Source organism: Martinezella hainanensis (assembly GCF_900094555.1).
Lineage (GTDB): Bacteria > Pseudomonadota > Alphaproteobacteria > Rhizobiales > Rhizobiaceae > Rhizobium > Rhizobium hainanense.
The window spans coordinates 122,616-143,965 of sequence record NZ_FMAC01000006.1; the positions used below are offsets into that span (position 1 = coordinate 122,616).

Consider the following 21,350-nt stretch of genomic DNA (forward strand, 5'->3'; position numbering starts at 1 on the left):
CGCACACTAGGCCATGACCAAGACGTCTGAACCGCCAACCGAGAGGTGACCGCGCATGTCGTTCAATGTCGAAGGTGTTTCGATCCCGGACAGCAAGCTCGCGAAGGAGATCACGGAGCTGGTTCGCACCACAGCCCCGCCGCTCCTCTTTCATCACTCGAGCCGAGTCTACTACTTCGGGGCACTCTCGGGCGTGAGGCGCGGTCTGAAATTTGATCGCGAACTCCTCTATGCCGGAGCGATGTTTCACGACATGGGGCTACTGCACGAACACAGCAGTCCCAACAAGCGCTTCGAGGTCGATGGCGCCGATGTCGCCCGTGACTTCCTCAAAGGCCGCGGCATCTCCGAGGCGGAGATCGATCTGGTTTGGGCCGCGATTGCCCTGCACACGACGCCCGGTATTCCCGAGTTCATGCATCCTGTTGTCGCCCTTGTGACCGCCGGCGTCGAGATGGATGTCCTTGGCCTGACCTATCAGGAGTTTTCCGATGTCCAGCGCGAAGCTGTCGTGAAAGCGCACCCCCGCACGATCCACTTCAAGGAGGACATCATCCAGGCCTTCTACGACGGCATCAAACACAAACCGGAAACAACCTTCGGCAACGTCAAAGCCGACGTCGTCGCCGATAAGGATCACAGCTTTCATCCTGGCAACTTCTGCAGCGTCATTCGCCGCTCGCCCTGGCAAGCCTGAGCCGGATCCGGCGGGCTGCTTGCCGCAGGATTCTCGCAATCACAAATCATCGACCACCGAGGCGCACGAACGGAGATTAACATGGGTATTCTTAAACTAAGGGACGGTACCGAACTCTTCTTCAAGGATTGGGGAACAGGCCAGCCGCTCGTTTTCCACCACGGATGGCCCTTGTCGGCGGATGATTGGGATGCGCAGCTCATCTTCTTTCTCGACAAGGGCTATCGGGTGATCGCCCATGACCGGAGAGGTCATGGCCGCTCCACACAGACGGATAGTGGAAACGATATGGACACCTACGCTACCGATGTCGCGGAACTCGTCGAGGCCCTCGACCTTCGGGATGCGATCCACATCGGTCATTCGACCGGCGGAGGAGAAGTGGCGCGATACGTTGCCCGTCATGGCAGGGGGCGTGTTGCGAAGGCGGTGCTGGCTGGTGCCGTTCCCCCAATCATGGTGAAGACAGAAAGCAACCCGGGCGGACTGCCTCTTAGCGTGTTCGATGGCATACGCACTGCATTGGCGGCCAACCGCGCACAGCTCTACCGCGATCTGCCAAGCGGCCCCTTCTACGGCTTCAATCGGCCCGGCTCCAAATCTATCCCTGGCGTCGTCGATAACTGGTGGCGTCAGGGTATGATGGGCGGAGCGAAAGCGCATTACGATTGTATCAAAGCGTTTTCGGAGACGGATTTCACCACGGACCTCAAGGCGATCGACGTGCCGACGCTGGTGCTGCACGGCACAGACGACCAGATCGTCCCCTATGAGGATTCCGCCCCGCTCTCGGTGAAGCTGCTCAAGCATGGTCGCCTCAAGGTCTATTCCGGTTATTCGCATGGCTTGTTGACCGTCAATGCGGAGGAATTGAATTCCGATATCCTGGCCTTCCTCCGCGAATAATCGTTCTTCGAGCGACCTGCCGGGCGAGATATCGCCAAGGATGCATCGCTCGTGGGGAGACCGTGCAAAGTCATAAATGAACGCGCGATCACATTAGGAGCATATGCTCTCTTGAATATAAGAGCATATGCTCCTATATCGTTTGGAAAGCAAACGCTCCCAAACAGGAAAGGAACAGACCATGAGCGAAGCAACCATTCTCGTCAGCGGCGCGACCGGACGGACCGGAGGCGCCGCGATCGATGAATTGCTGAAGATGGGGAAGTCAGTACGCGCCTATGTGCGTTCGGATGACGAGCGGGCGGCGGCGCTGAGGCAGCGCGGTGTCGATATCGCCGTTGGAGACTTCACTGATATAGACGATATCCGAGCCGCCATGGAAGGCGTCCGATCAGCCTATTTCCTTCATCCCATCGCACCAGGGATCATCGGGGCCGCCGCTTACTTCGCGCAGGCGGCAAAGGAAGCGGGCGTCGAGGCAATCGTCAACATGTCGCAGATTTCGGCACGTCGTGAATCGGCAAGCCACGCGGCACAGGATCATTGGGTTTCCGAACGGGTCTTCGACTGGTCCGGTGTCCCGACAACGCATCTTCGCCCGACCTTCTTCGCTGACTGGCTTGTTTATCCGCATTTTGCCAAGGAGATATCGGCCACGAGGAAGATCGAGTTTCCGTTCGAGAATGGCCGTCACGCGCCGATCGCGACCGACGACCAGGGCCGTGTCATCGCCCATATACTGGCCAATCCGGAAAGCCATGGAGGCAAGACCTACACGCTCACCGGCCCGATCGAACTGAATCACACCGAAATCGCTGCCGCGATGAGCGATGTGCTTGACGCCAGGATCGAATACGCGCCGACCTCGATCGAAGTCTTCAAGGACAAGATGGAAAATCTCTATAAATTCCCTCCTTTCCTTGTGCAGCATCTGGTTGAAGTCGCTCAGAACTATCGCGACGGCATCTTCTCAGGCGCCAGCGATGCTGTGGAGAAGATCACCGGCAAGCCAGCACTCTCGGTCCAGGAGTTCATCGTCAACAATCGTGCCGTCTTCGCGAAAGCATCGTGAAGGCAAGCTGGAGGTTAAACCATGTCAAGTTTGAAAGATGCACGTCACCCCTTTCTCGATGACCTCACCGAGAAGGCTGAATTGACCAGTTCGGTGCTGCGCGGCGCCATTAAAGGACGCGAGGCGATCCGCCTGGTCGTCGACACGGTCGGAACCTTCTACGCGTCGCAGAAACCTACATTTCTTGAAACCGTCGGTTCGCGACTGTTTCTCGAATACGAGGCGGTTCTGACGACCGGAGAGAGCCTGAGCGCCGTTGTCGTCGTCGACCACAATGCGGATGGGACCGTGCCCCATGTGAGCGTGCGAATGAGCCCGATTGGTCCGCTATTATCACTCGCGACCCATCTGCGAGAGGCACTGTCAGACCAGCTATCGGAAGATCTTTTTCTTTGAACCCAACCTTCGCGGGCGGCACAAGACTTGGTGTCCTGACCCGCGGCTTTAGGAAAGATAATGCGTCATGGATATCACCAACGCCACCGTCTTCATTACGGGAGCCAATCGCGGCCTCGGCCTAGCTTTCGCACGAGAGGCGCGCAACCGAGGAGCTGCGAAAATTTACGCGGGCATGCGCAACCCGAACGGCTTCGAGGAGCCGGGCATCATACCCGTCAGGATCGATGTCACGGATACCGCATCGATTACCGCCGCTGCCGAAATCGCGAGGGATACGACGCTGCTGATAAACAACGCCGGCACCGCAGCCTTGATCGACGGGCCACTTGCCCGCGATTTCGAAGCACAGTCCAAGCAGCTGTTCGATATCAACTATTATGGCGTGGCTCGCGTCACGCAGGCCTTTGAGCAGATCCTGTCGTCCAAGCCCCGTGCCGGCATCATCAATGTTCTGTCCGACATCGTGTGGCTGCCGCGCCCCTATCTCACGCCCTATGCCGCGTCGAAGGCAGCCGCGTGGAGCTACACGAACCAGCTTCGCTTTCATCTTCGCGACCGCGGCATCGAGGTCCTCGGGCTGCATGTCGGATTCGTGGATACGGACTTGACCAACGGCATCGACGTGCCGAAATCCAGCCCGCAGGATGTGGTCCGCAAGACCTATGACGCACTTGCCGCGGGCAAGAGCGAGATCATGGCCGACGAGGGCACCGCGCTGCTGAAGAGCACGCTTGCTGCCGAGTTGCCCGGCTATATCATGCCGCCAGCAGGGTTGATCTAAGCGCTGGAAATGGCAAGCGTGGCAGTTTACCGAAAGCCATAACGGACGAGGTTCCTTCGGCTGGCCCGTTATGGCCCTAATGGGCGGAAAATTGAAAGGAAAAGAGATGTTGTCAGCAGGTCAACCGCTCGGAATAGATCAATGCAACTGCTTTGCCGCGAGAAAAGCCAGCCGACAGATTTCCCGGTTCTACGACAGTCATCTTGAACGCGCGGGTCTGCGTATTACGCAATTCCTGACATTGGCGGCCCTCGCTGAGGTTGGCAGTGCTGCGGTCAACGTTCTGGCCGAACGACTCGATATCGAGCGGACGGCGATGGGAAAGATGGTGGGCTTCCTGGAGCGCGACGGCTACGTGGCGATAAAATCATCGCCTGCTGATGGCCGTTTTCGTCTCGTGGAATTGACGGATGAAGGCAGGCGCCTCCACGAGAAAGCAGCCCCGCTTTGGCAACAAGCACAGCGGGAATTCGAACATTTGAACGGCGCCCAGAATGTCGCAACATTGCGACAGGGACTGCGAGAGGTCGTTGTGGGCGAACTGGCGGCGAACCCGCCTGAAGAGTGATGCACCGTGTTTCAACGATAGCGGCCGGCATCCATTCTCAATTATTACCAGATCCCGCCATCGATCCGGCACCTTCACAGTCAACCGGTTGATTTCTCCACCGATCCGGCTCTCCTAATTTCATGAGAAAGAGCCCCCAAGAACTTGATGCATACAGCTCCACCGCCCTATCTGCTGAGTGGCAGTTGGAGACCCGCCAACGTTTGATCGATTTTCGCCATTACGTCTGCTTGCAACGGCCCCTTCGCGAGCGCACCGGCATTCTCCTCGACCTGGGCAACCGTGCGGAAGCCGGGAATTGGCAGTGTGCGTGGCGAGCGCGCCCACAGCCAGGCAAGCGCACCCTGCGTGAGCGTGCGGCCATCTTCAGTCAGCAGATTGCGGATCGCCTCCAGGCGAGCGGCAAATTCAGGAGCGATCCTACCGTCCTTGAAGTAGATCATCCAATCGAGACTTGCGCCACGCACATCCTTCTCGCCGACGGCCTTGTCAGGCGTGAATTTGCCGCTGAGCAGCCCCATGGCGAGCGGACCACGATTGATGGAAATCAGATCATTACGCTCGATGACATCGATTATCGCCTGAACCGGCTCGAAAACGTTCATCGTATGCTGGATGGACACGAAGCCTGCCCGACGCGCATGACGTGCGGCACGATCCGGATGATCCGTGCTCCAGCCAAAAGCGTCGATCTTGCCTTCGGCCCTGAGCGTTTCGAGTGTCTCGAATACCTCGTCGGACGCTTCGAGCGCAAAATCGTTAAGATGGAATTGCAGCAGATTCAGACGATCGCGGCGCAGGCGACGCAGTGACGTCTCAGCGGACTGCCGTATAAACGCAGGATCGGCAAAGGCGCCCGTCGCTTGCTTGGTCTTCTCGTCCGTCGCGAAACCGAATTTGGTGGCGATCACAACGTCATCTCGATTGCCGATCGCCCTGCCTATTACCTCTTCGGAATGCCCAGCCCCATAATTCGAGGCGGTATCGAAGAAGCGAATACCAAGATCGACTGCCCGCTCGATGGCACGAATCGATTCATCGTCATCGACCTCGCCCCAGCCAAGTGGTACGTCGCCGGCATAAAACGGGCCGCCGATCGCCCAACATCCCATGCCCAAGCGCGGAATCTCGCGGCCGTTCCAGAGAGCTATTGTGGTAGCCGTATCGACGTTTGTCAGCATGTCATGCTCCACCATTGTCCGCCATTGCAGGTGGAAAATAGGGAAAGATGCCCGGATGATAAACAGCCAAATCCGCAGGGTGTTTTTCATTGATGAAAAACGAACATCAACGGCTGCGCCACGGGAATGGGTGTCTTGCCGGACTAACACCAAGCTAATACGGCTTCAAACAAGCGGATGGGTCTTCGAAAGAGCACAAAGGCCCCGCGTCAGGCGCAAGGGTACCTGGACTCCTATTATTTCCATGCCTCCAAGAGCAGATGGAACGAGCCGGCCATCGCCCGCCTTCGCCAGTATCTCGCCGATAATCTCGGTGCTTGCCCCGGCGATAGCAATTCGCTCAGCACCTCGTCAAGCTCTTGAAATCAATTCAATTCTGACTTCACGGTTCGCCGGAATCAGCCTTCCGCGGGGTCTCCTGAAGACCTGAGTTCGTTGCCACGAAGTTAGGCAGATATGCTGCAGCTTATCCGGCGATTTAATCGAGGCCCTGAAGCAGTCGACAACCTTCGGCTGCAGCGTAAAACTCGCCAACGTGACTGACAACCGTCAGCAGCAAACAGGCTGACGCACGGGCAGCAACGATTTCGCGTGTAAGACGAGCGGATTGCTGTCGAATTCAAAACGCCGCCCACTCTTCCAGCGCCCTTTTTACATCATGCTGATAGGAAACCATATTTCCCCTCTCGCAAATTGCGCGCAAGTACAATTCCACAGAACTTCGTTGAAGCCGAGTAAGAAGCGAAAACTTCTCTGAAGGCCCGCACAAGTGGTATGCGAATTCGTGTTTGTAGGCATTATCGAGATCGGCAATCAGATATGCGGGTAGATGAAATCGCATCCCTTCTGCATGGAAAAAAGACGGGCTGCTGGAGTGCCTGTTCAGAATCTCTGCCGTGATTGCGGTCCAATCATTCTTCTCATCATTCGCCCGACATGCTGCACGGACCGCATTGTTCGCATAGTCGTCAAGCGCTTGCGCCTCAGTAAGACCAATGCCATTGCGCCCAAAGTGACGCCGGCAAACGCATCTCTTATCGCGGCTTTCGCCTGCTCCGTGAGATCATGTTGTCGGCTTCAAAGAAAATGCCTGTTCAATGATGCGCTCCGTCGCCGTGCGATGTCGGCCATGCTCCGCCTTCGGTGCGCTCGAACTGGAGGCCGGTCAACGAGCCTTCTTGCGGAATCATGGGCCGCACCTGCGCCCGCTCCTCGCGGAGGATACAGAAATAGATGACACCTATGATCAGCACCAGACCGGAGATAACGCCAGCCGCAATCAAACTGATCATTGAAACAAGTTCCATATCAGCTCGGCCCTCGTGATCCATAAGTATCGGTATTTGCAGCCAGCAGCTCTGCGCATTTGGCCGCAGGACATCGATGAGGTAACTTACCACAACGATGAATGAATGGAGGATATATGTTCAAATCGATCTCTGACAGCGCTGCAGCTGCCGACGGAGGATCACTTGCGTTGTTTGTGGAACGATTTGATGGGGAATTGGAACAATTCATCATCAATCGCTCCTTCGCTTCGCGGGGGACACCCGCCTATAACAAGGTCGTGTCAAACCTTCGGCCTCTTTCAGCAGATAATTGCCGGGCAATCGCTGCGGCCCTCGAACCACTCCTAGCAGCAACCCCATCGATTCATCCGTTAGCGGATTTCATCGAAACGCTTAAGGAACAGTCCAAGATCGAGAGCGAAGCAGCCACGACGGTTGAAGCGACTGTAGATCAACGGGCCTAAGATCGCGGCAATCGCAAACCTCGATCATCGCAATGAGCGGGATGGCCTTTGCGCTGTCCTCTCCCGGAGCCTTGCGCTGGTGTGCTTCCAATTCTTACGAAGCATATGTCCAGAAGCCGGCGGTCTCGATCGTCTGGATCTGGTTGGCGGAAGATAATCGGATATAAATTCGATGATTGTCCGGGCCGTTACGCCAAGCGAAAGTCGAACATGACACGCCAAACCTGACCTCGCCCATTTCGCAGGGTCAACGCAAACAGGCTTCAGGCGCAACTCACGGTCAACTTCACGCTGCCCCGGTTGTTGTCATAAGTCTGCCAGGCGTCATTTGCGAAGGCATAGAGATAGCCGCTGCTCTTAGGCGTAAAATAAGCCCCCGCGCCGATTTCGAAGACCTCATGCGGCGCATAGTTCAGCTGGTCCTCCGGCTTCTCAGCGGGCAGGAACCCATTGGCAACCACGCCAATCAACGAGAACCAGGGATATTGCTCCTCGCGCTTGGTATACCAGAAGTCGACCTGATGATTGCCGGTCAGCTTCGTAAGCAGCTGCTCGCCTTTCCCCCAAAGGGACGAGGCTATCTGAACGGCTTCGCCGAGATGAAACCTTCCATCCCTCGTTCCGCTTGGCGGACAGGTAATATTGCTATCCATCCACTCGCCGCTTGCCGAGAACTTGTAACGAACGCCAGCCCTCAGATACAGGCCGGTACGGTTCCATCGTTCGCGTGCGAAGACATCAATGGTCGCCTCACCCTTTGGCTCAATAACCCTTGTTTTCCAATAGATGCCCTGCGCAATTGGAGGGTTGTCATGGCGCTCGAGCGCCGACTCGTGCAGTACGCCATTATTTCTGGAGAAGAGCGGAACGTCGCGTGGCCGCGTCTTCAGAAATTTGAATACCCCTGTCACCGAGTCATGAAGCTGACCAAGCGGATATGGCGAAAGCTGCGTTTCGATGTTCTCCCTGAAATTCAGATCAAGTCCTCGAACCTCGTCGATCATCCATTTTAGCGCGCCATCCGAGAGGTCACATCGTCCGTATCCGCCGCCGACGTCACCATGCACGCCGGGAAACCAGATTTGCTTGACCGTCAGCCGATCATCGACATTAGTCCATAGCGTCGGCGTGAAGCTCTGACGCATCTCGTCGATGGCGATCGCGTGACGGGCATTTGCGACGATCGGGCTGAGGCTTGTATTGTGAAAGCTGTGTTTGGCCGGATCATCAATGAGATTGAGCAGTGCCATGTCGTTCGGCACACCAAGGGCGCCGACTGTGTCCCACACGCCGATAAAGTGGATCGGGATCGATTGCTTGGCTGCGTCCCCCGTCTTGACGCCGTGAAACGGCATCGCCTTTGTGGCCTTCACGAGCTTTGCACTCGCTTCCGGTGTACGATAGTTCTGAAAGAGCGCTTCAACGGCAGCCCATATTGTCTTTTCGTCCATACCGGCAGTCTTGAGAAGGCCGCAGCGCGAAATCATGCCGCCAAGACTGCGGACCGTGAAGGCGCCGCGGCTAAAACCAAAAAGCCAGATCTTGGCACCAACTTCATAATTGCGCGCGAGCCAGTTATAGCCGCTCATGATATTGTTATCGAGCCCCTCGCCAAGCCCGCCTCCAGCGATACGGTCCCACCAGCCGCCGTCGGTACCGACGCCGGGATGGTAGTAGACCCGCTGCTCCTCGCCGCCCTTATCCTCGGCTGCCAGAGCGTTGCGAAGCTTCACAACATTCGTTGAAGCCGGCAAGCCAGCTTCGGTTTGGTCCGGAGTGTTCCAGGTTCCATCACAAAATACGATCAGATGCACGTTGTCCCCCATTTTTAGGGGCGCAGCTGCCTTGCAGGTGCGGGGCCGCGCCAAATTCAAAGCTTGTCGGAATTCGCTGCCAGACTGTCCGGTTCGGTAGCGAACGCCAAGGTGGCGATCGACTCTTTGCGCTGCGATGAGCTCTTACTTTGGAGGCGCTGGAGCAAGCCCCTTGGCAACCCAGGTTCTCGCATGCTTCAACGGCCCCCTGATGCCCTTTTCAGGCTTGTCCGGCCTATCTTCGAGCACACTTTTGTTTCTACCAAGAGCATCGAGAACGCTTACTGCTCGCGTCAAATCCTCCCTCGATATGGAAGGAATGGCTCCGTCGCGGACGGACGCGATCAGCATCCTATGGGCAGCACTCGTCAACATCCAGACCGTATTCAGACGAGCTCCACCAAGCTTCGGATCCTTGGCAAGCCTATCCAGACAATCAAGAACCGCAGGAAATAGGTCAAGTGGAAGCCGCTCTCGCACGAGCACCGCCGCGCCATAAAGTTCATCCAGGCTTCCATCGCCCTTGAGGATCTTTGCGGTGCGATCGAAATCTGTTACCGCGCGAGCCTCCGTCTTGATCACGCGCCTTGCATCCGAAAGTGCTTCGGAGCCGGCCGTGTTGACTTGGACCTCGGCGAGCAAATCATTATAGATCCTCTTTCCGCTTTCAACGTCCTCTTCCAGTTCCGCGATACGCTGTGCATTCGCGTCTACGGTCTTCTTCAACTCACCGAGGGTAAGCTTTACTCCAAAAACATCCAATGTCGTAATTCGTGCGATTACCTCTGGATGTCTCGCCAACCAAATGCAGGCCCCTAGTGCAAACGACGGCCATATAAGATTATCAGCTGCTAACTTTACATAATCATAGACTGTTCCAGTTGGCACATCGACCATATCGCCTCCCCAAGCAACAACCAACTCGCAACAGTTATAAAAGTTTAAGTTGCAGCGTCAATCAAGTGAAAAATAAGCGTGGATCCCTACCGCAATTATGGGTCACTACTTTGGTTGCCTCCGTTTTGATTGCGAAGAGGGGCAGCGATCTCCGCGAATGAACCCCAACTGAATGGTGCCTTCAGCTTCCGTTCCAAAGGCAGTGTCTAAAAGAAAGACGTTCAACCGCGGTCCTATCCGCCTGAGGAGACACAGTCATGATCCGCACGTCTTTCATTGCAACCGCACTCGTCGCTCTCGTCGGCCTCACCGCCGCAGCCCCCGCCATGGCCAACGATGTGCGTATCGAACAATATGGCTGGTCGAACTCTGCCGGTGGCGCGCAGGAAGGGTATGAAAACAGGATCAGAACCTACCAGAACGGTGGCTACAACCGGATTATCGGCCATCAATACGGTCGTCATAACCTGTCGGCCGTCGGCCAGGAAGGTAATGATAACTATGGCGCCACCTATCAGAACGGCGACCGCAACGTAGCTGGCATCGGCCAGTTTGGCTCCAACCACACAACCATCCTCACCCAGGACGGCAATGGCAACATCGCGGCTGGTGTCCAGGTCGGTCGTGGCTGCAGCGCCAATGTCAGCCAGGGCGGCAATGGTAATGTCGCGGCCTTCGTCCAGGCCTGCCCGTAAGCGGCTAACGCGATGATATGAAAAAGGTCAAGATCGCAACAGCAGACCATTAGGGGAGACGACCCATGCCAAATAGCGTCAAACATCCACGCCGCCTGATGGCGATTCTCGCGCTGGTCCTGCTTCCCGTCGGCGCCGTTGCGGCAATGACGACTGCCAGCCAATCTGACGAAGCGCAGCTTTGCGAAATCGAAGCAACGCCTGGAGCAGGTATGGTGAGACTGGATGCGCTCGTCCACGCCGACGAGCATGTTGGCGGGACTTATACCTTCCAGGTCGAAAAAGCAGGCGGCGGCGGAAGCTCAACGATCAACCAGAGTGGCGATTTTGATGCCACAGCCGGACATCCGGCAATCCTCAGCTCCGTCTCACTCGACTCCAAGGGAGCCGAATACAAGGCGACGCTGAATATCGTGATCGGGGACAGGAGCTTCAGCTGCACGAAGCAGACCGGCGGCAACTAACAGGCCTCCACACCCTGCCAATTCCTTCAAAAGGGCGCCGGTTTCTGGCGCCCTTTTGCTCTCGATCAGGCCGAAACGACTGAACGACAACTGAACGGGCAATTCCGACTGGGTTCAGCTTAGAGATGCGAAAGTTGATCATCGGCCAAGGCAGCCGGCAAATGGAGATCAGGATGACCCGCAACTTGTTTAAGATCCTTACCGTCACTCTTCTTGCCGGAAGCCTGGGGCAAGCAGCCTTGTCTGTGCCAGCCTACGCCGGCGGCCGGATCTCGTTCAACCTCGCGCCGGATAATGCCGAGGATGCCGATCTCTTTTCGACCGGACTGCGCGTCTATTCGCTCTACCGCGGTCTGAAGGACGCCGACATCCGGCAGCTGGGCCGGGGCAACGCGGCTGGCATCGCTCAGGCTGGCCAGGGCAACCTCGGCTTCATCCAGCAACGGGGCAACGGTCATTCCGCAACCTTGCGGCAGAACGGCAGCAACAATGCCTATGGCATTTTCCAGTATGGTCGAAACACTGAAACCGACGTGGTCCAGGATGGGGATAACGGCGTTGGCGCGACCTTCAGCTATGGCTGGTAAGGCAGTTAAGAACAGCCCCGAAACCGATGTCACGTCGTTTCATCAACGTAAGGATAAGGCACTTGCCTGCCGCTCAGGCAGAAGCCCCCCGCAGACAATTCCGGCCTTCCGACGACGGTTCGACGGGAAACCCGCAAGATCCGGCATCGGTGATTGGCGTTCAATGCTCCCAATTGGATCAAGGTCGCTGAGAATATCCATCAGGCTGGCGGTTTAACTCCCCGCCCGTGACCGCTCTATGCCAGGGATCCCCAGCATCGCCTCGGCCAGAAACTCCACCAGCAACCTGACACGCGTGATGCTCGTTCGTTCGGGCGCGATAAGCATGTTCAACGGTACGGCCGATGGAGTGTAGTCAGGCAGGATCGCCTCGAGTCGACCGTCCGCGAGAAAGTCGTCCACCAGCCAGATATGAGCAGGACCAAAACCGCGGCCCGCGGCAAAGGCTTCGCGTGCGGCGAGCCCGTGATCGACACGCAGATGCCCACTGAAAGGCACGAGGTGCCGCGCGCCTCCCGCCCGTTCGAGCACGAGGGATTCGCTGCCGGCGATATTCGACATGCGGACACCCTCATGGTCCTTGAGTTCCTCGGGTGTTGCCGGCCGGCCATGCCCAGCCAGATAGGCTGGAGAGGCGACAAGGACGCGCCGGCTTTGGCCGATCGCCCGCAGCTTCATGGAACTATCGGTGAGCGGACCAAGGCGCAATGCGATGTCCATGCCTTCGCGGATGAGATCAACGCGCTCATCTGTCAGGCTGAGATCGACTGCGATATCCGGATGGCGATCCTGAAAAGCGAAGATCAATCGACTGACATGCCGGACACCGAGCGCTGCCGTGCAAGAGACGCGAACCGTGCCGGCAGAGACATTCCGCGCGCTTCGCGCTTCGTCGGTTGCCTGTTCCAACAAGCGCAGGATTTGGATGGCGTTGGCATAGTAAAGGCTGCCTTCCTCGGTGAGCATGACACGGCGGGTCGTGCGGCTCAACAGCGCCACGCCCAGGGCTTCTTCAAGCTCGCGCACATGCCGCGTGACACTGGACTGGCCGATGTTCAACTCGCGCGCCACAGCCGACAGGTTCCCGCGTTCGGCGACGCGGACAAAGGTGCGGATGCGTCCGAGTGTGACATCCGATCTATCCATTATTCGGCTTTATCCTATCCATTCCTTCAGTATAACGCATGAGTGGAACTTGGCCTAGCTTAGGGAGAGTTTTCTCCAACAAGCAGGTGCCATTATGAATGTGCTCATCGTATTTGCTCACCCCGAACCGAAATCCTTGTCGGCATCGTTACGTGACGTCGCGGTCCAGGAGCTGGAAGCAGCCGGCCATACGGTTCGGATTTCCGATCTCCATGCCATGCGGTGGAAATCCGAAATCGACCGTGCGGACTTCCCATCCTTGGCTCCTGACGAGCGGCTCATACCGGTCGCCGCCTCCAAACATGCTTTCAGCGGCGATACGCTGACGGACGACGTCAAAGCGGAGATCGAAAAGCTGCTCTGGGCCGATACCTTGATCCTGCAGTTTCCGCTCTGGTGGTTCGCCATGCCCGCTATCCTGAAAGGCTGGGTCGACCGCGTGTTTGCATATGGCTTCGCCTATGGCGTTGGCGAGCACAGCGACAAGCGTTGGGGTGATCGCTACGGCGAGGGAACCCTGGTTGGCAGACGAGCCATGCTGGTCGTAACTGCGGGTGGCTGGGAAGAGCACTACGCTCCTCGGGGAATCAATGGGCCGATCGACGATCTTCTGTTTCCGATCAATCACGGGATTCTCTATTATCCGGGCTACGATGTACTACCGCCCTTCGTGACGTACAGCACCGATCGCTTCGACGATGCCCGCTTCGAAGCCGCTGCAGAAAGTCTACGCGACCGGATGCGAACGCTCGAAACAACGTATCCCATTCCTTACCGGCGCCAAAATGGCGGGGATTATCACATTCCAGCTATGCAACTCCGTTCGGAGCTGAGCGAGCCGGGGGCATCAGGCTTTGCACTTCATCTAAAGGATGCCGCTGCATCCAGTTAGCGCGCTCGGCGCGGCCGCCCTATTTCCAAAAGCGAAATCTTTGCAGCAGAGCCATTCAACGCAAGGCGTTCACCCGCTTTTCAAGAGCGAGCGTTCTTAGGCTCAAGTCATGGAGTTTGAACCCCGACGCCGTCTCGTCAGCTGCCCAGCCGATGCCTCGGACTGCAGCGAGTCGGTGCGTTTCTTTCAGGTGGTGGTCAAGCCATGCCCGCTGCTCATGTTGCAATTGAATACGCACTCGGCCTTTTGATGCGTGAAGAAGCGTTTCATAGGCGACATTTAAACGCTTATCCCACTTGCCTACTTCGATTTCGTCGCAATCCAGCATTTTGGAAACGTAACCATTGGATTGGGCCATACACGCACGCAACTCAGGGCTATCTTCCTGCGCACGGGCAGGAAGAGTGACGGTGCAGCACAATATCCAAGTAATGAATGTTAGCCTGCGTAACATGGTAACCCTCCGCAAGGAAGTCAGCATTCACACTTTAACCGCCGCGCGTTGTGCCGCCAAGGCGCGAAACGCGCGCAAACGAAGCCTTCGTCTCGTCGCAACGCGATGCGTCCGAACTGTTTGGCCGGAGCGTGACCAACCAAAAGCCTCCTTATCAGTCCCCCTTTGCGCCAGCAGCCTGGGAATAGCCGCGGATGATCGTGCTGTGGATCATATGCTGTACCGGCTTGCGAATAATCCTGATCTGAACAGGTCAGCGGACACTCACCATGAATTACAGATGGGGCATGCTTGATCGAGCGATCGAGGACGAACGGTGACAGAACATTGCTACGCGACTGAAATGTCTCTTTGCAGCAGCAAATTGATGTAGATTTCCATTTGCTCTTGAAGGGAGACGAACCGCTGGCTCGCTCGTCTCCCTCTGGCATCAGTCAAAATTCTGGCTCTTGATCTTCAGGTTGTCGACATCAGGATCCAGGTTACCTGGCCCGGAGGCGCTTTTTCGGGTTATTCCTCACTTTATGCGGCACGATGACGGCATTCATGCCTCCAGTGATTGAGGACCTGCCCTGGCAGTCCGTCTCGCCCGGATGGGACTGGGCTTTGACATAACCCAGTCCCATCTCGCGATGTGTCGTGGCCTAGCAGATAGCACCTGCTATTTAGCGGCGCTCACCTTCGAGGCGAGAGCGCCGCCGGACTTCTGAACAGTATAATGGACCGCAACCCGCTCACCGACTTTGAAGGACTCGACTTCGATGTTTTCTGGCAGTTTGATCGTTGTTCCCGAGGACAGCGTGATCTGATCTGCCTTCGCATCGATATTGGTGATGGTTCCGGTCTCATCACGGGCAAGCGCCATTCCCGCCGCCAAGGTCGATGTCGCAAGGACACCGATCGCCAAATATCTCTTCAGCATAATTCACTCCTTCGATTTACAAGCATATCGTGGCCTAACCGGCCACTGCCGGCGTCGCCGACCATGTAAAATCTAAACAACGATCCTTCCCTGCGCTTTGCCGGATTCTTACAAATCGGACATCGACGGAGATTTGAGCTAAGGTCAGATAAAGCTATGATTTTTCTATAAAAATCAGCAGAGCATAGTGTGCAGGCGCGGATGTTTTGTGGCGGGAATCTTCAGGCTGGCCCGATGCAGGGCAACGACGTCTAGTCTTCCGGTGGCACTGGAAGAAGATATCGAGGAAAACGAACAATTTCCCGTTCGTGAAATGCGAAAATCCGGCCGAAAAACCTCCGACAATCCACAAGCACGCGGATAGAAAGCGTCAAAAGGTTTTCCTGCCGGAAGTTACTGACCTTGGCGAGCAACATGAACCTCGCCTGTTTGTTTCAACGGCGCGGTTCGCGAGTTCGTTCTAAAAGCGATCCTGCTCGGTTTCCGACGCAGTTTCAGGCTCGTAGGTGACTGTCATGTACATGACAGTCAGTATGATGGCACCTAGAAACAGGACGCTCGTATAGATCGTTCCGAATCCCAGGCCGCCATATTCCAGCGGCTGGGAAAGGAGGTCCCCCAGGGACGCGCCGAGTGGCCGCGTGAAAATGTAAGCCAGCCAGAATGCTAGAATGCCATTCACGCCGAGATTGAAATGGCCGATCGCTATGACGGCAATGATGCCAAGGAAGATCAGCCCGGTCATGATGTATCCGAGACCAAAAACTTCCGCGATCAGATCACCGACGGCCGTGCCCAGTGCAAACGTGAAGAGGATCGCCAGCCAGTAGAATCCCTCGCGCCTTGCCGTAAAGATCGAGTGAATGGACAGCGTGCCTTCCATCTTCCACCAGATGAAGAAGGTGAGTGCAAGGGCAATGGTGAAGCCGATGGTCGAGGCCTGAAGGGGCACTCCCAGATTGTCGGTCAGATTGTCGGTCAAAAGCGTTCCGACAACACTGATCATGACGACGGCGGTCCAATAGACCCAAGGTACATAGCGCTGCTGCAGAAACTGGAGGGTAAGCGCGGCGACCAGCACCGTTGTCATGATCGCGGATGTCGCGGCCAGGCCGAATCCCATATTAACGGCGAGATAATCGGCAGCCGTCTCTCCCATCGTGACGGCGAGCAATTTAATCAACCAGAAGTCGCCGGTGATCCGCGGAACACGATTGAGGACATTGCCTCCTTGGGCATATGACAGTGAGCTCATGGTAGACACCCCGCTTTACTTGCCCATCAGCGCCATTGCCTGTTGCAGAAAGGCGTTGGCGCGTTTGTCGTCGTCCGCATTGCAGCGCTCGACGGCCTTTGCCTCCAGCGCATCGACCTTCGTCTTGACGTCAGCCGTCAGATTTGCGGATCCTTTCGCCGTGCGCATCTCCTTGAGGACATCTTCGCACGGGCGGGCGGCGGCCGCATGACCGGCAACCGGCAGCGTGACAGCGCAGGAAAACAGGAGAGCGTTCAGGAGGCGGATGGCATTGCGCTTGGTCATGAGGGAGGCTCCGATAGGCGGCCAGACTGCCGCTTGATTGATCACCGGCCGCACCGAACATGCGACCGAGGCCTCCAGTTCTATGCGGCGGTCCTTACGCTGCCTTTGCCCGAACAATACCGTTTCGTAAGAAATGCCGCCGCGTGACGACCGCTAGCTTACGCATTTGTAAGACGCCGTTCAGGTTGCAGACATCTTCTTGAGGCATGTCTAGGCAGCAGTCGTATCGCGAATTGACGGAGCCTGGACGGCCATGAAGATCCTGGTGGTGGAAGATGATCGGAAGACCGCCGACTACATCGCGCGCGGGCTTACCGAAGCTGGTCATGTCTGTGACGTCATTAAGGACGGGACCGATGCGCTCTTTCAGGCGACCAGGGAACAATATGACGTGCTGGTGGTCGACCGGATGCTTCCAGGCCTCGACGGCCTTTCTCTGGTAAAGGCCGCAAGAGCGGCGAAGATCAAAACACCGGCAATGTTCCTCACGTCGGTCAGCGGCGTCGACGACAGGGTCGAAGGGCTTGAGGCGGGCGGAGACGATTATCTGACGAAGCCATTTGCCTTCTCCGAGCTTCTGGCACGCGTCAATGCCCTGGCACGCCGGCCGCCGGTCCAGGACAGGAAGACCGTGCTCAGGGTCGCCGATCTCGAGCTCGACGTGATAAAGCGCCAGGTGCATAGACGCGGTATTGCCATCGACCTGCAGCCGCGCGAATTCACCTTGCTGGAGGCGCTCATGCGCGGCGAAGGCCGCGTGCTGACGCGCACCATGCTTTTGGAAAGCGTATGGGATTTCCACTTCGATCCCAGGACGAGCGTCGTGGAGACCCACATCAGCAGGCTGCGCGCAAAGATCGACAAGCCGTTCGACGTCCCCCTCCTCCACACGGTCCGCAACACCGGCTATTGCATACATGCACCGCGATAGATTGCTGCGCAGCACGCCCTTCAGGCTGGCAATATCGTTCGGGCTTTTCTTCATCGTCGCCTTCCTCGTCGCCGGCTTCGTCGCCTACGGCCTGATGAAGCGCGAGCTGGCGAGATCGCTCGACGTGTCCATCAAGGACACCTATTCGGTTGTGGCCTCGACCTATTCCTCCAACGACCTGGAGGATCTCATCGCGGCGGTCGACACCTATTCGGTCCTCAAGCGCCCGGAAGATCAGGTCTTCCTTTTACTCGATGCCAAGGGAGCAAAGCTCGCCGGAAATGTTCCCGCCGCAACTGTGACGCCCGGCCTTTCGACCGTTGCCGCGACCCTGTTCGGACTTGGCGATGACGATCCGCTGCGCCTTGTCGCCGGCAATGTTGGCGGCAACGCCCTGGTCGTCGGCCAAAGCTACCGCGAAACCGACCGGATCGAGCAGATCGCGCTCATGAGCTTCGCATGGGCCTCGGTCATCATCGTCGCGGCAATCGTCCTCGGCGGAACCGTACTGGCAACGCGCACGCAACGCCGGCTTGAGGCGATCGAGCGAACTCTGGTCGACGTTTCGGCAGGCAACCTGGCTCGACGAATTCCGATCCGCGGCAATGGCGATGATATCGACGTCGTTTCCATGCATATAAATCAGGCCCTTGGCCGGCTCTCCGCACTCGTTGACGGAATGCGGCAGGTCAGCACGGACATCGCGCACGATCTGAAGACTCCCCTCAACCGGCTCGGATTCACCATTGAACGGGCGCTGCAGCGCCTGGAGCGGTCCGAAAATGTGGAGGACCTGCTTCTCGACGCCAGCGACGAAACAACTAGAATCAACGCTACCTTTGAAGCCCTGCTCCGCATCTCGCAGATCGAGGCTGGCGCCCGAAAGACGCGTTTCAAACCGGTCGATCTGGGAGCCATCATGGCGTCGGTTGCAGAAATCTACGCTGACGTTGCCGAAGACGCCGGGCAATGCTTGGCATTGAAGCCTTTGGCTTCCCGCCCCTGGCCCATAGACGGCGATCGGGAATTGCTTACACAGCTCTTCGTCAATCTTGTCGAAAACGCAATCACCCACTGCCCGCCCGGAACGACCATTACCCTATCGCTGACGCCTGGGGAGCAACATTATCACGCCCGCGTGGCCGATAGCGGCAACGGTATTCCCGAAGAGGAACGCGAACTGGTGTTCCGGCGGCTTTATCGTTTGGACAAGAGCCGGACGACGCCAGGTAATGGGCTGGGGCTTAGCCTGGTCAAGGCAATCGCCGACCTCCATGGTGCGCCCGTTACGCTCGAAGACAACAAGCCAGGCCTGTGCGTTTGCATGTGTTTTCCACCCACGCGTCCCAGAGTCGAAAATGAAACCAAGCACTGAAGAACGGAACCGCCGAGGCGCAGCATCCATGCAAATGCAAAGCTTCCAGCGTGACACTAGCGTTGCGCCAGCGGATCGCATCACGAATGCGACCTTGTACAGCGAGTACCTCACCTGCGAAAACGGCAAATCTTAATCGCCCTTGATGGGATATGAACCGCCGGCGGTGCTATTACAAACACCGTCCGTCTCAAATTCGGGAACTTCTTGATACTTCGCAGTACACGTTGAGGGCTACCGAACGTTCGGCCAGGACCGTCACGCTGCGCCCGGCAGCGCGTTGACGCGCATGGAATAATCAGCGGCGATGTGAGGTATGAGCAAACCACACAGCATGTTTAAGCGTTCGGCTACTGCACCCCGAACTTCCGAACGGCAAAATCCAGAAAGCTTCGCAGCTTCGGTGTCATTCGCCTGTCGGGCGCATAGAGCGCGTGGAGCGGACGGGCGGGCGGTTCATACTCTGGCAAGAGCCTCACCAGGCGCCCGGCTTTGATCTCTGCGACTACCAGCTCATGCGGCTGCAGCAATACCCCCATACCGGCGACAGCAGCGGCGCGCAGCGCTTCGCCGCTATCGGTCGAAAATCTGCCGGCGATCCGGACGGATATGACACCACCCGGGCCATCGAATACCCATTGCGTTCTAAGCGACGTGTGTGAAAACACCAGGCATTCGTGCTGTTGCAGTTCTTCCGGTTTGGTCAGTTTTTCTGCCGACCTCAGATAAGAGGGCGCGGCACACAAAACCAAGCGAAGAGGTGCAAGCCCCCTTGCCAGCAATTGGCTATCCGGGAGTACTCCGGTTCGGAAGGCAATATCGAAGCCCTCTTCTACGAGGTCTACGGTCCGATTGGTCAGGCTGAGATCCAAGGACACTTCCGGATGCAGCTTTAAATATTCCGGTATTTCAGGCGCGAGCGCGTGACTGCCGAACGTGATCGGCGCACTGACGCGAAGTCGCCCTCTCGGGATCAGGCGGGTCTCGGCAATCAGCGCCTCGGCTGCCTCCATCTCCGCTATGATGTTCTTCGCATGGTCATAGAATATGCGACCACCGTCGGTAAGGCTTTGCCTACGCGTGGTACGGTTCAGCAGCTGAATGCCGAAATCCTGCTCCAGCGCTCTCAGTTGTTTCCCTGCCAATTGGGATGACAAACCAAGCTCCGCGGCAGCAGCCGAAATCGAACCTGTTTCAACGGCTTTCACAAAAACATGCATGCAAGCCAGTCTGTCCATTTGAAACTCAATGTTTTCTATCATGATCCTATTCGGATATTTATCCTCAATATTTTCATATGTACAAGTGCCTTCCATCTGATCGCGTTGCCTTCCGCACAGCCCGCGGTGGGCCTAGTTCAAAGGAGCACTTGATGTCATCATTCGCAAAAAAGCAGTCGTGGCCGCCGTTCTGGGCAGCTCGGCATTGGCTTCAAACGCAGCCCCCACCGGTGCGGCGGAGGTCGAAAAACCTGTCGTTGTGCTTGTGCATGGCGCGTTTGCCGATGGATCGGCGTGGAACAAGGTCATTCCACTCCTTCAAAAGGAGGGATTGAAGGTTGTTTCCGTACAGAACCCGCTTACATCGCTGGCCGATGATGTCGCAGCCACACGGCGCGCATTGGACATGCAGACCGGCCCCGTCGTTCTGGTTGGTCACTCCTGGGGCGGTGCCGTCATCACGGAAGCTGGCCAGCATGAGCGCGTCAAATCGCTGGTTTATGTCGCTGCATTCGCTCCGTCGAAAGGACAGTCGGTTGCAGGTTTGTCCAAGGACTATCCGGTTCCCTCAGGTTTCGCACACATCATCGCGGACAAAGAGGGCTTCCTGACACTCAGCTCTGAAGGGATCGCAAACCACCTTGCCCAGGATCTTCCGGTGGAAGAAACACGGCTGATGGCGGCCACGCAAGGTCCCGTGCGCGGTAAGAATTTCGAGGAGGAAGTGAGCGATGCGGCTTGGAAGACGAAGCCTTCATGGTACATCATCAGCGAGCAGGACCGCATGATTCAGCCGGATCTACAGAAGGCGATGGCAACGAAAATCTCAGCTCACGTCGTGAGCTTGGCGGCAGGACACACGCCACAGCTGTCACAGCCTGCGGAAGTCGCCAAGGTGATTCTGGCAGCGACGACAGATCTGTCGAAATAATGGTAGGCGATGCGCGCTGGTATCAGCGCGCAGCCATTGACCTATATGCCGCCCTTCGTGAGCGCAGTGTGGTCTGCGCTCACGGATCGCATGCTTGATCACGTTGCGACGGTGTTGATCAGCAC

The 21,350-nt window shown here is 57.1% G+C and carries 25 protein-coding genes and 1 pseudogene; 14 read left to right on the forward strand and 12 right to left on the reverse strand.

All coding sequences use genetic code 11. The features are described from left to right. The first annotated feature begins 55 nt into the window (after positions 1 to 55). The 6 genes from GA0061100_RS19735 (at position 56) to GA0061100_RS19760 (ending at position 4,423) form a co-directional block, all read left to right on the forward strand. Positions 56 to 697 carry an HD domain-containing protein gene (locus tag GA0061100_RS19735; protein WP_075854440.1) on the forward strand — a complete coding sequence of 214 codons (642 nt, stop codon included), beginning with the start codon at positions 56 to 58 and terminating at the stop codon, positions 695 to 697. 81 nt (positions 698 to 778) lie between these two features. Continuing rightward, positions 779 to 1,603, forward strand: a complete 825-nt coding sequence (locus GA0061100_RS19740) for an alpha/beta fold hydrolase (protein WP_075854441.1) — start codon at positions 779 to 781, stop codon at positions 1,601 to 1,603. 181 nt (positions 1,604 to 1,784) lie between these two features. Continuing rightward, a complete protein-coding gene (locus tag GA0061100_RS19745) occupies positions 1,785 to 2,675 on the forward strand; it encodes an NmrA family NAD(P)-binding protein (protein ID WP_075854442.1) in 891 nt (296 codons plus the stop codon). Positions 2,676 to 2,696: 21 nt separating this feature from the next. Beyond that, positions 2,697 to 3,071: a P-loop NTPase family protein gene (locus GA0061100_RS19750; RefSeq protein WP_075854443.1), complete on the forward strand. Its 375-nt coding sequence runs from the start codon at positions 2,697 to 2,699 to the stop codon at positions 3,069 to 3,071. Between the two features lie 67 nt (positions 3,072 to 3,138). Beyond that, the gene (locus GA0061100_RS19755; protein WP_075854444.1) at positions 3,139 to 3,855 is read left to right on the forward strand and encodes an SDR family NAD(P)-dependent oxidoreductase; all 717 of its coding nucleotides are present in this window, start codon (positions 3,139 to 3,141) and stop codon (positions 3,853 to 3,855) included. A 106-nt stretch (positions 3,856 to 3,961) separates the two neighbouring features. Beyond that, positions 3,962 to 4,423, forward strand: a complete 462-nt coding sequence (locus tag GA0061100_RS19760; protein ID WP_075854445.1) for a MarR family winged helix-turn-helix transcriptional regulator — start codon at positions 3,962 to 3,964, stop codon at positions 4,421 to 4,423. Positions 4,424 to 4,590: 167 nt separating this feature from the next. Here the strand turns inward: GA0061100_RS19760 and GA0061100_RS19765 are convergent, their stop codons facing one another. From GA0061100_RS19765 to GA0061100_RS19775, 3 genes are all read right to left on the reverse strand, one after another. Continuing rightward, on the reverse strand, positions 4,591 to 5,604 hold the full coding sequence (locus GA0061100_RS19765) for an aldo/keto reductase (RefSeq protein ID WP_075854446.1): 1,014 nt from the start codon (positions 5,602 to 5,604) through the stop codon (positions 4,591 to 4,593). 619 nt (positions 5,605 to 6,223) lie between these two features. Beyond that, positions 6,224 to 6,601, reverse strand: coding sequence for a DUF6714 family protein (locus GA0061100_RS35465; protein ID WP_342195958.1), 378 nt, complete (start codon positions 6,599 to 6,601; stop codon positions 6,224 to 6,226). Positions 6,602 to 6,698: 97 nt separating this feature from the next. Then, positions 6,699 to 6,896 (reverse strand): hypothetical protein, encoded by a 198-nt coding sequence (locus GA0061100_RS19775; protein ID WP_244557892.1) that lies wholly within the window; start codon positions 6,894 to 6,896, stop codon positions 6,699 to 6,701. Between the two features lie 131 nt (positions 6,897 to 7,027). On the opposite strand from GA0061100_RS19775, the gene GA0061100_RS19780 reads away from it, so the two are divergent. Next, positions 7,028 to 7,357 carry a hypothetical protein gene (locus GA0061100_RS19780; RefSeq protein ID WP_075854447.1) on the forward strand — a complete coding sequence of 110 codons (330 nt, stop codon included), beginning with the start codon at positions 7,028 to 7,030 and terminating at the stop codon, positions 7,355 to 7,357. Positions 7,358 to 7,620: 263 nt separating this feature from the next. Here the strand turns inward: GA0061100_RS19780 and GA0061100_RS19785 are convergent, their stop codons facing one another. Together GA0061100_RS19785 and GA0061100_RS19790 are read right to left on the reverse strand one after the other, a co-directional pair. Next, entirely contained in the window at positions 7,621 to 9,225 is a 1,605-nt protein-coding gene (locus GA0061100_RS19785; protein WP_244557893.1) for a DUF2235 domain-containing protein, read from the reverse strand. Between the two features lie 90 nt (positions 9,226 to 9,315). Further along, positions 9,316 to 10,068, reverse strand: coding sequence for a hypothetical protein (locus tag GA0061100_RS19790; protein ID WP_143525474.1), 753 nt, complete (start codon positions 10,066 to 10,068; stop codon positions 9,316 to 9,318). 257 nt (positions 10,069 to 10,325) lie between these two features. On the opposite strand from GA0061100_RS19790, the gene GA0061100_RS19795 reads away from it, so the two are divergent. The 3 genes from GA0061100_RS19795 (at position 10,326) to GA0061100_RS19805 (ending at position 11,814) form a co-directional block, all read left to right on the forward strand. Next, positions 10,326 to 10,763 (forward strand): curlin, encoded by a 438-nt coding sequence (locus GA0061100_RS19795; RefSeq protein ID WP_075854450.1) that lies wholly within the window; start codon positions 10,326 to 10,328, stop codon positions 10,761 to 10,763. A gap of 65 nt (positions 10,764 to 10,828) precedes the next feature. After that, positions 10,829 to 11,227: a curli-like amyloid fiber formation chaperone CsgH gene (gene csgH, locus GA0061100_RS19800; protein WP_075854451.1), complete on the forward strand. Its 399-nt coding sequence runs from the start codon at positions 10,829 to 10,831 to the stop codon at positions 11,225 to 11,227. A 173-nt stretch (positions 11,228 to 11,400) separates the two neighbouring features. Then, a complete protein-coding gene (locus tag GA0061100_RS19805; RefSeq protein WP_075854452.1) occupies positions 11,401 to 11,814 on the forward strand; it encodes a curlin in 414 nt (137 codons plus the stop codon). A gap of 213 nt (positions 11,815 to 12,027) precedes the next feature. On the opposite strand, the gene GA0061100_RS19810 is transcribed toward GA0061100_RS19805, so the two are convergent. Then, on the reverse strand, positions 12,028 to 12,960 hold the full coding sequence (locus tag GA0061100_RS19810) for a LysR family transcriptional regulator (protein WP_075854453.1): 933 nt from the start codon (positions 12,958 to 12,960) through the stop codon (positions 12,028 to 12,030). A gap of 94 nt (positions 12,961 to 13,054) precedes the next feature. On the opposite strand from GA0061100_RS19810, the gene GA0061100_RS19815 reads away from it, so the two are divergent. Further along, on the forward strand, positions 13,055 to 13,852 hold the full coding sequence (locus GA0061100_RS19815) for an NAD(P)H-dependent oxidoreductase (RefSeq protein WP_075854454.1): 798 nt from the start codon (positions 13,055 to 13,057) through the stop codon (positions 13,850 to 13,852). Between the two features lie 55 nt (positions 13,853 to 13,907). On the opposite strand, the gene GA0061100_RS19820 is transcribed toward GA0061100_RS19815, so the two are convergent. The 5 genes and pseudogenes from GA0061100_RS19820 to GA0061100_RS19835 form a co-directional block, all read right to left on the reverse strand. Further along, on the reverse strand, positions 13,908 to 14,306 hold the full coding sequence (locus tag GA0061100_RS19820) for a lysozyme inhibitor LprI family protein (protein ID WP_075854455.1): 399 nt from the start codon (positions 14,304 to 14,306) through the stop codon (positions 13,908 to 13,910). 105 nt (positions 14,307 to 14,411) lie between these two features. Continuing rightward, positions 14,412 to 14,526, reverse strand: a pseudogene (locus tag GA0061100_RS35560) (IS5 family transposase); the annotation flags it as partial. A gap of 441 nt (positions 14,527 to 14,967) precedes the next feature. After that, positions 14,968 to 15,228 (reverse strand): DUF1344 domain-containing protein, encoded by a 261-nt coding sequence (locus GA0061100_RS19825; RefSeq protein WP_075854456.1) that lies wholly within the window; start codon positions 15,226 to 15,228, stop codon positions 14,968 to 14,970. Between the two features lie 460 nt (positions 15,229 to 15,688). Continuing rightward, the gene (locus GA0061100_RS19830) at positions 15,689 to 16,483 is read right to left on the reverse strand and encodes a COG4705 family protein (RefSeq protein WP_075854457.1); all 795 of its coding nucleotides are present in this window, start codon (positions 16,481 to 16,483) and stop codon (positions 15,689 to 15,691) included. A gap of 15 nt (positions 16,484 to 16,498) precedes the next feature. Next, on the reverse strand, positions 16,499 to 16,768 hold the full coding sequence (locus GA0061100_RS19835; RefSeq protein WP_143525476.1) for a hypothetical protein: 270 nt from the start codon (positions 16,766 to 16,768) through the stop codon (positions 16,499 to 16,501). A 253-nt stretch (positions 16,769 to 17,021) separates the two neighbouring features. Here GA0061100_RS19835 and GA0061100_RS19840 point away from each other — a divergent pair, with 253 nt between their 5' ends. Next, positions 17,022 to 17,699 (forward strand): winged helix-turn-helix domain-containing protein, encoded by a 678-nt coding sequence (locus tag GA0061100_RS19840; RefSeq protein WP_075854458.1) that lies wholly within the window; start codon positions 17,022 to 17,024, stop codon positions 17,697 to 17,699. Continuing rightward, the gene (locus GA0061100_RS19845; protein ID WP_075854459.1) at positions 17,686 to 19,074 is read left to right on the forward strand and encodes a sensor histidine kinase; all 1,389 of its coding nucleotides are present in this window, start codon (positions 17,686 to 17,688) and stop codon (positions 19,072 to 19,074) included. The genes GA0061100_RS19840 and GA0061100_RS19845 overlap by 14 nt, the downstream gene beginning before the upstream one ends. A 350-nt stretch (positions 19,075 to 19,424) precedes the next feature. On the opposite strand, the gene GA0061100_RS19850 is transcribed toward GA0061100_RS19845, so the two are convergent. Beyond that, on the reverse strand, positions 19,425 to 20,336 hold the full coding sequence (locus GA0061100_RS19850) for a LysR family transcriptional regulator (RefSeq protein WP_342195851.1): 912 nt from the start codon (positions 20,334 to 20,336) through the stop codon (positions 19,425 to 19,427). Between the two features lie 136 nt (positions 20,337 to 20,472). Between GA0061100_RS19850 and GA0061100_RS19855 the strand changes: the two genes are divergently transcribed. Beyond that, on the forward strand, positions 20,473 to 21,225 hold the full coding sequence (locus GA0061100_RS19855; protein WP_244557894.1) for an alpha/beta fold hydrolase: 753 nt from the start codon (positions 20,473 to 20,475) through the stop codon (positions 21,223 to 21,225). The last annotated feature ends 125 nt before the right edge of the window (positions 21,226 to 21,350 follow it).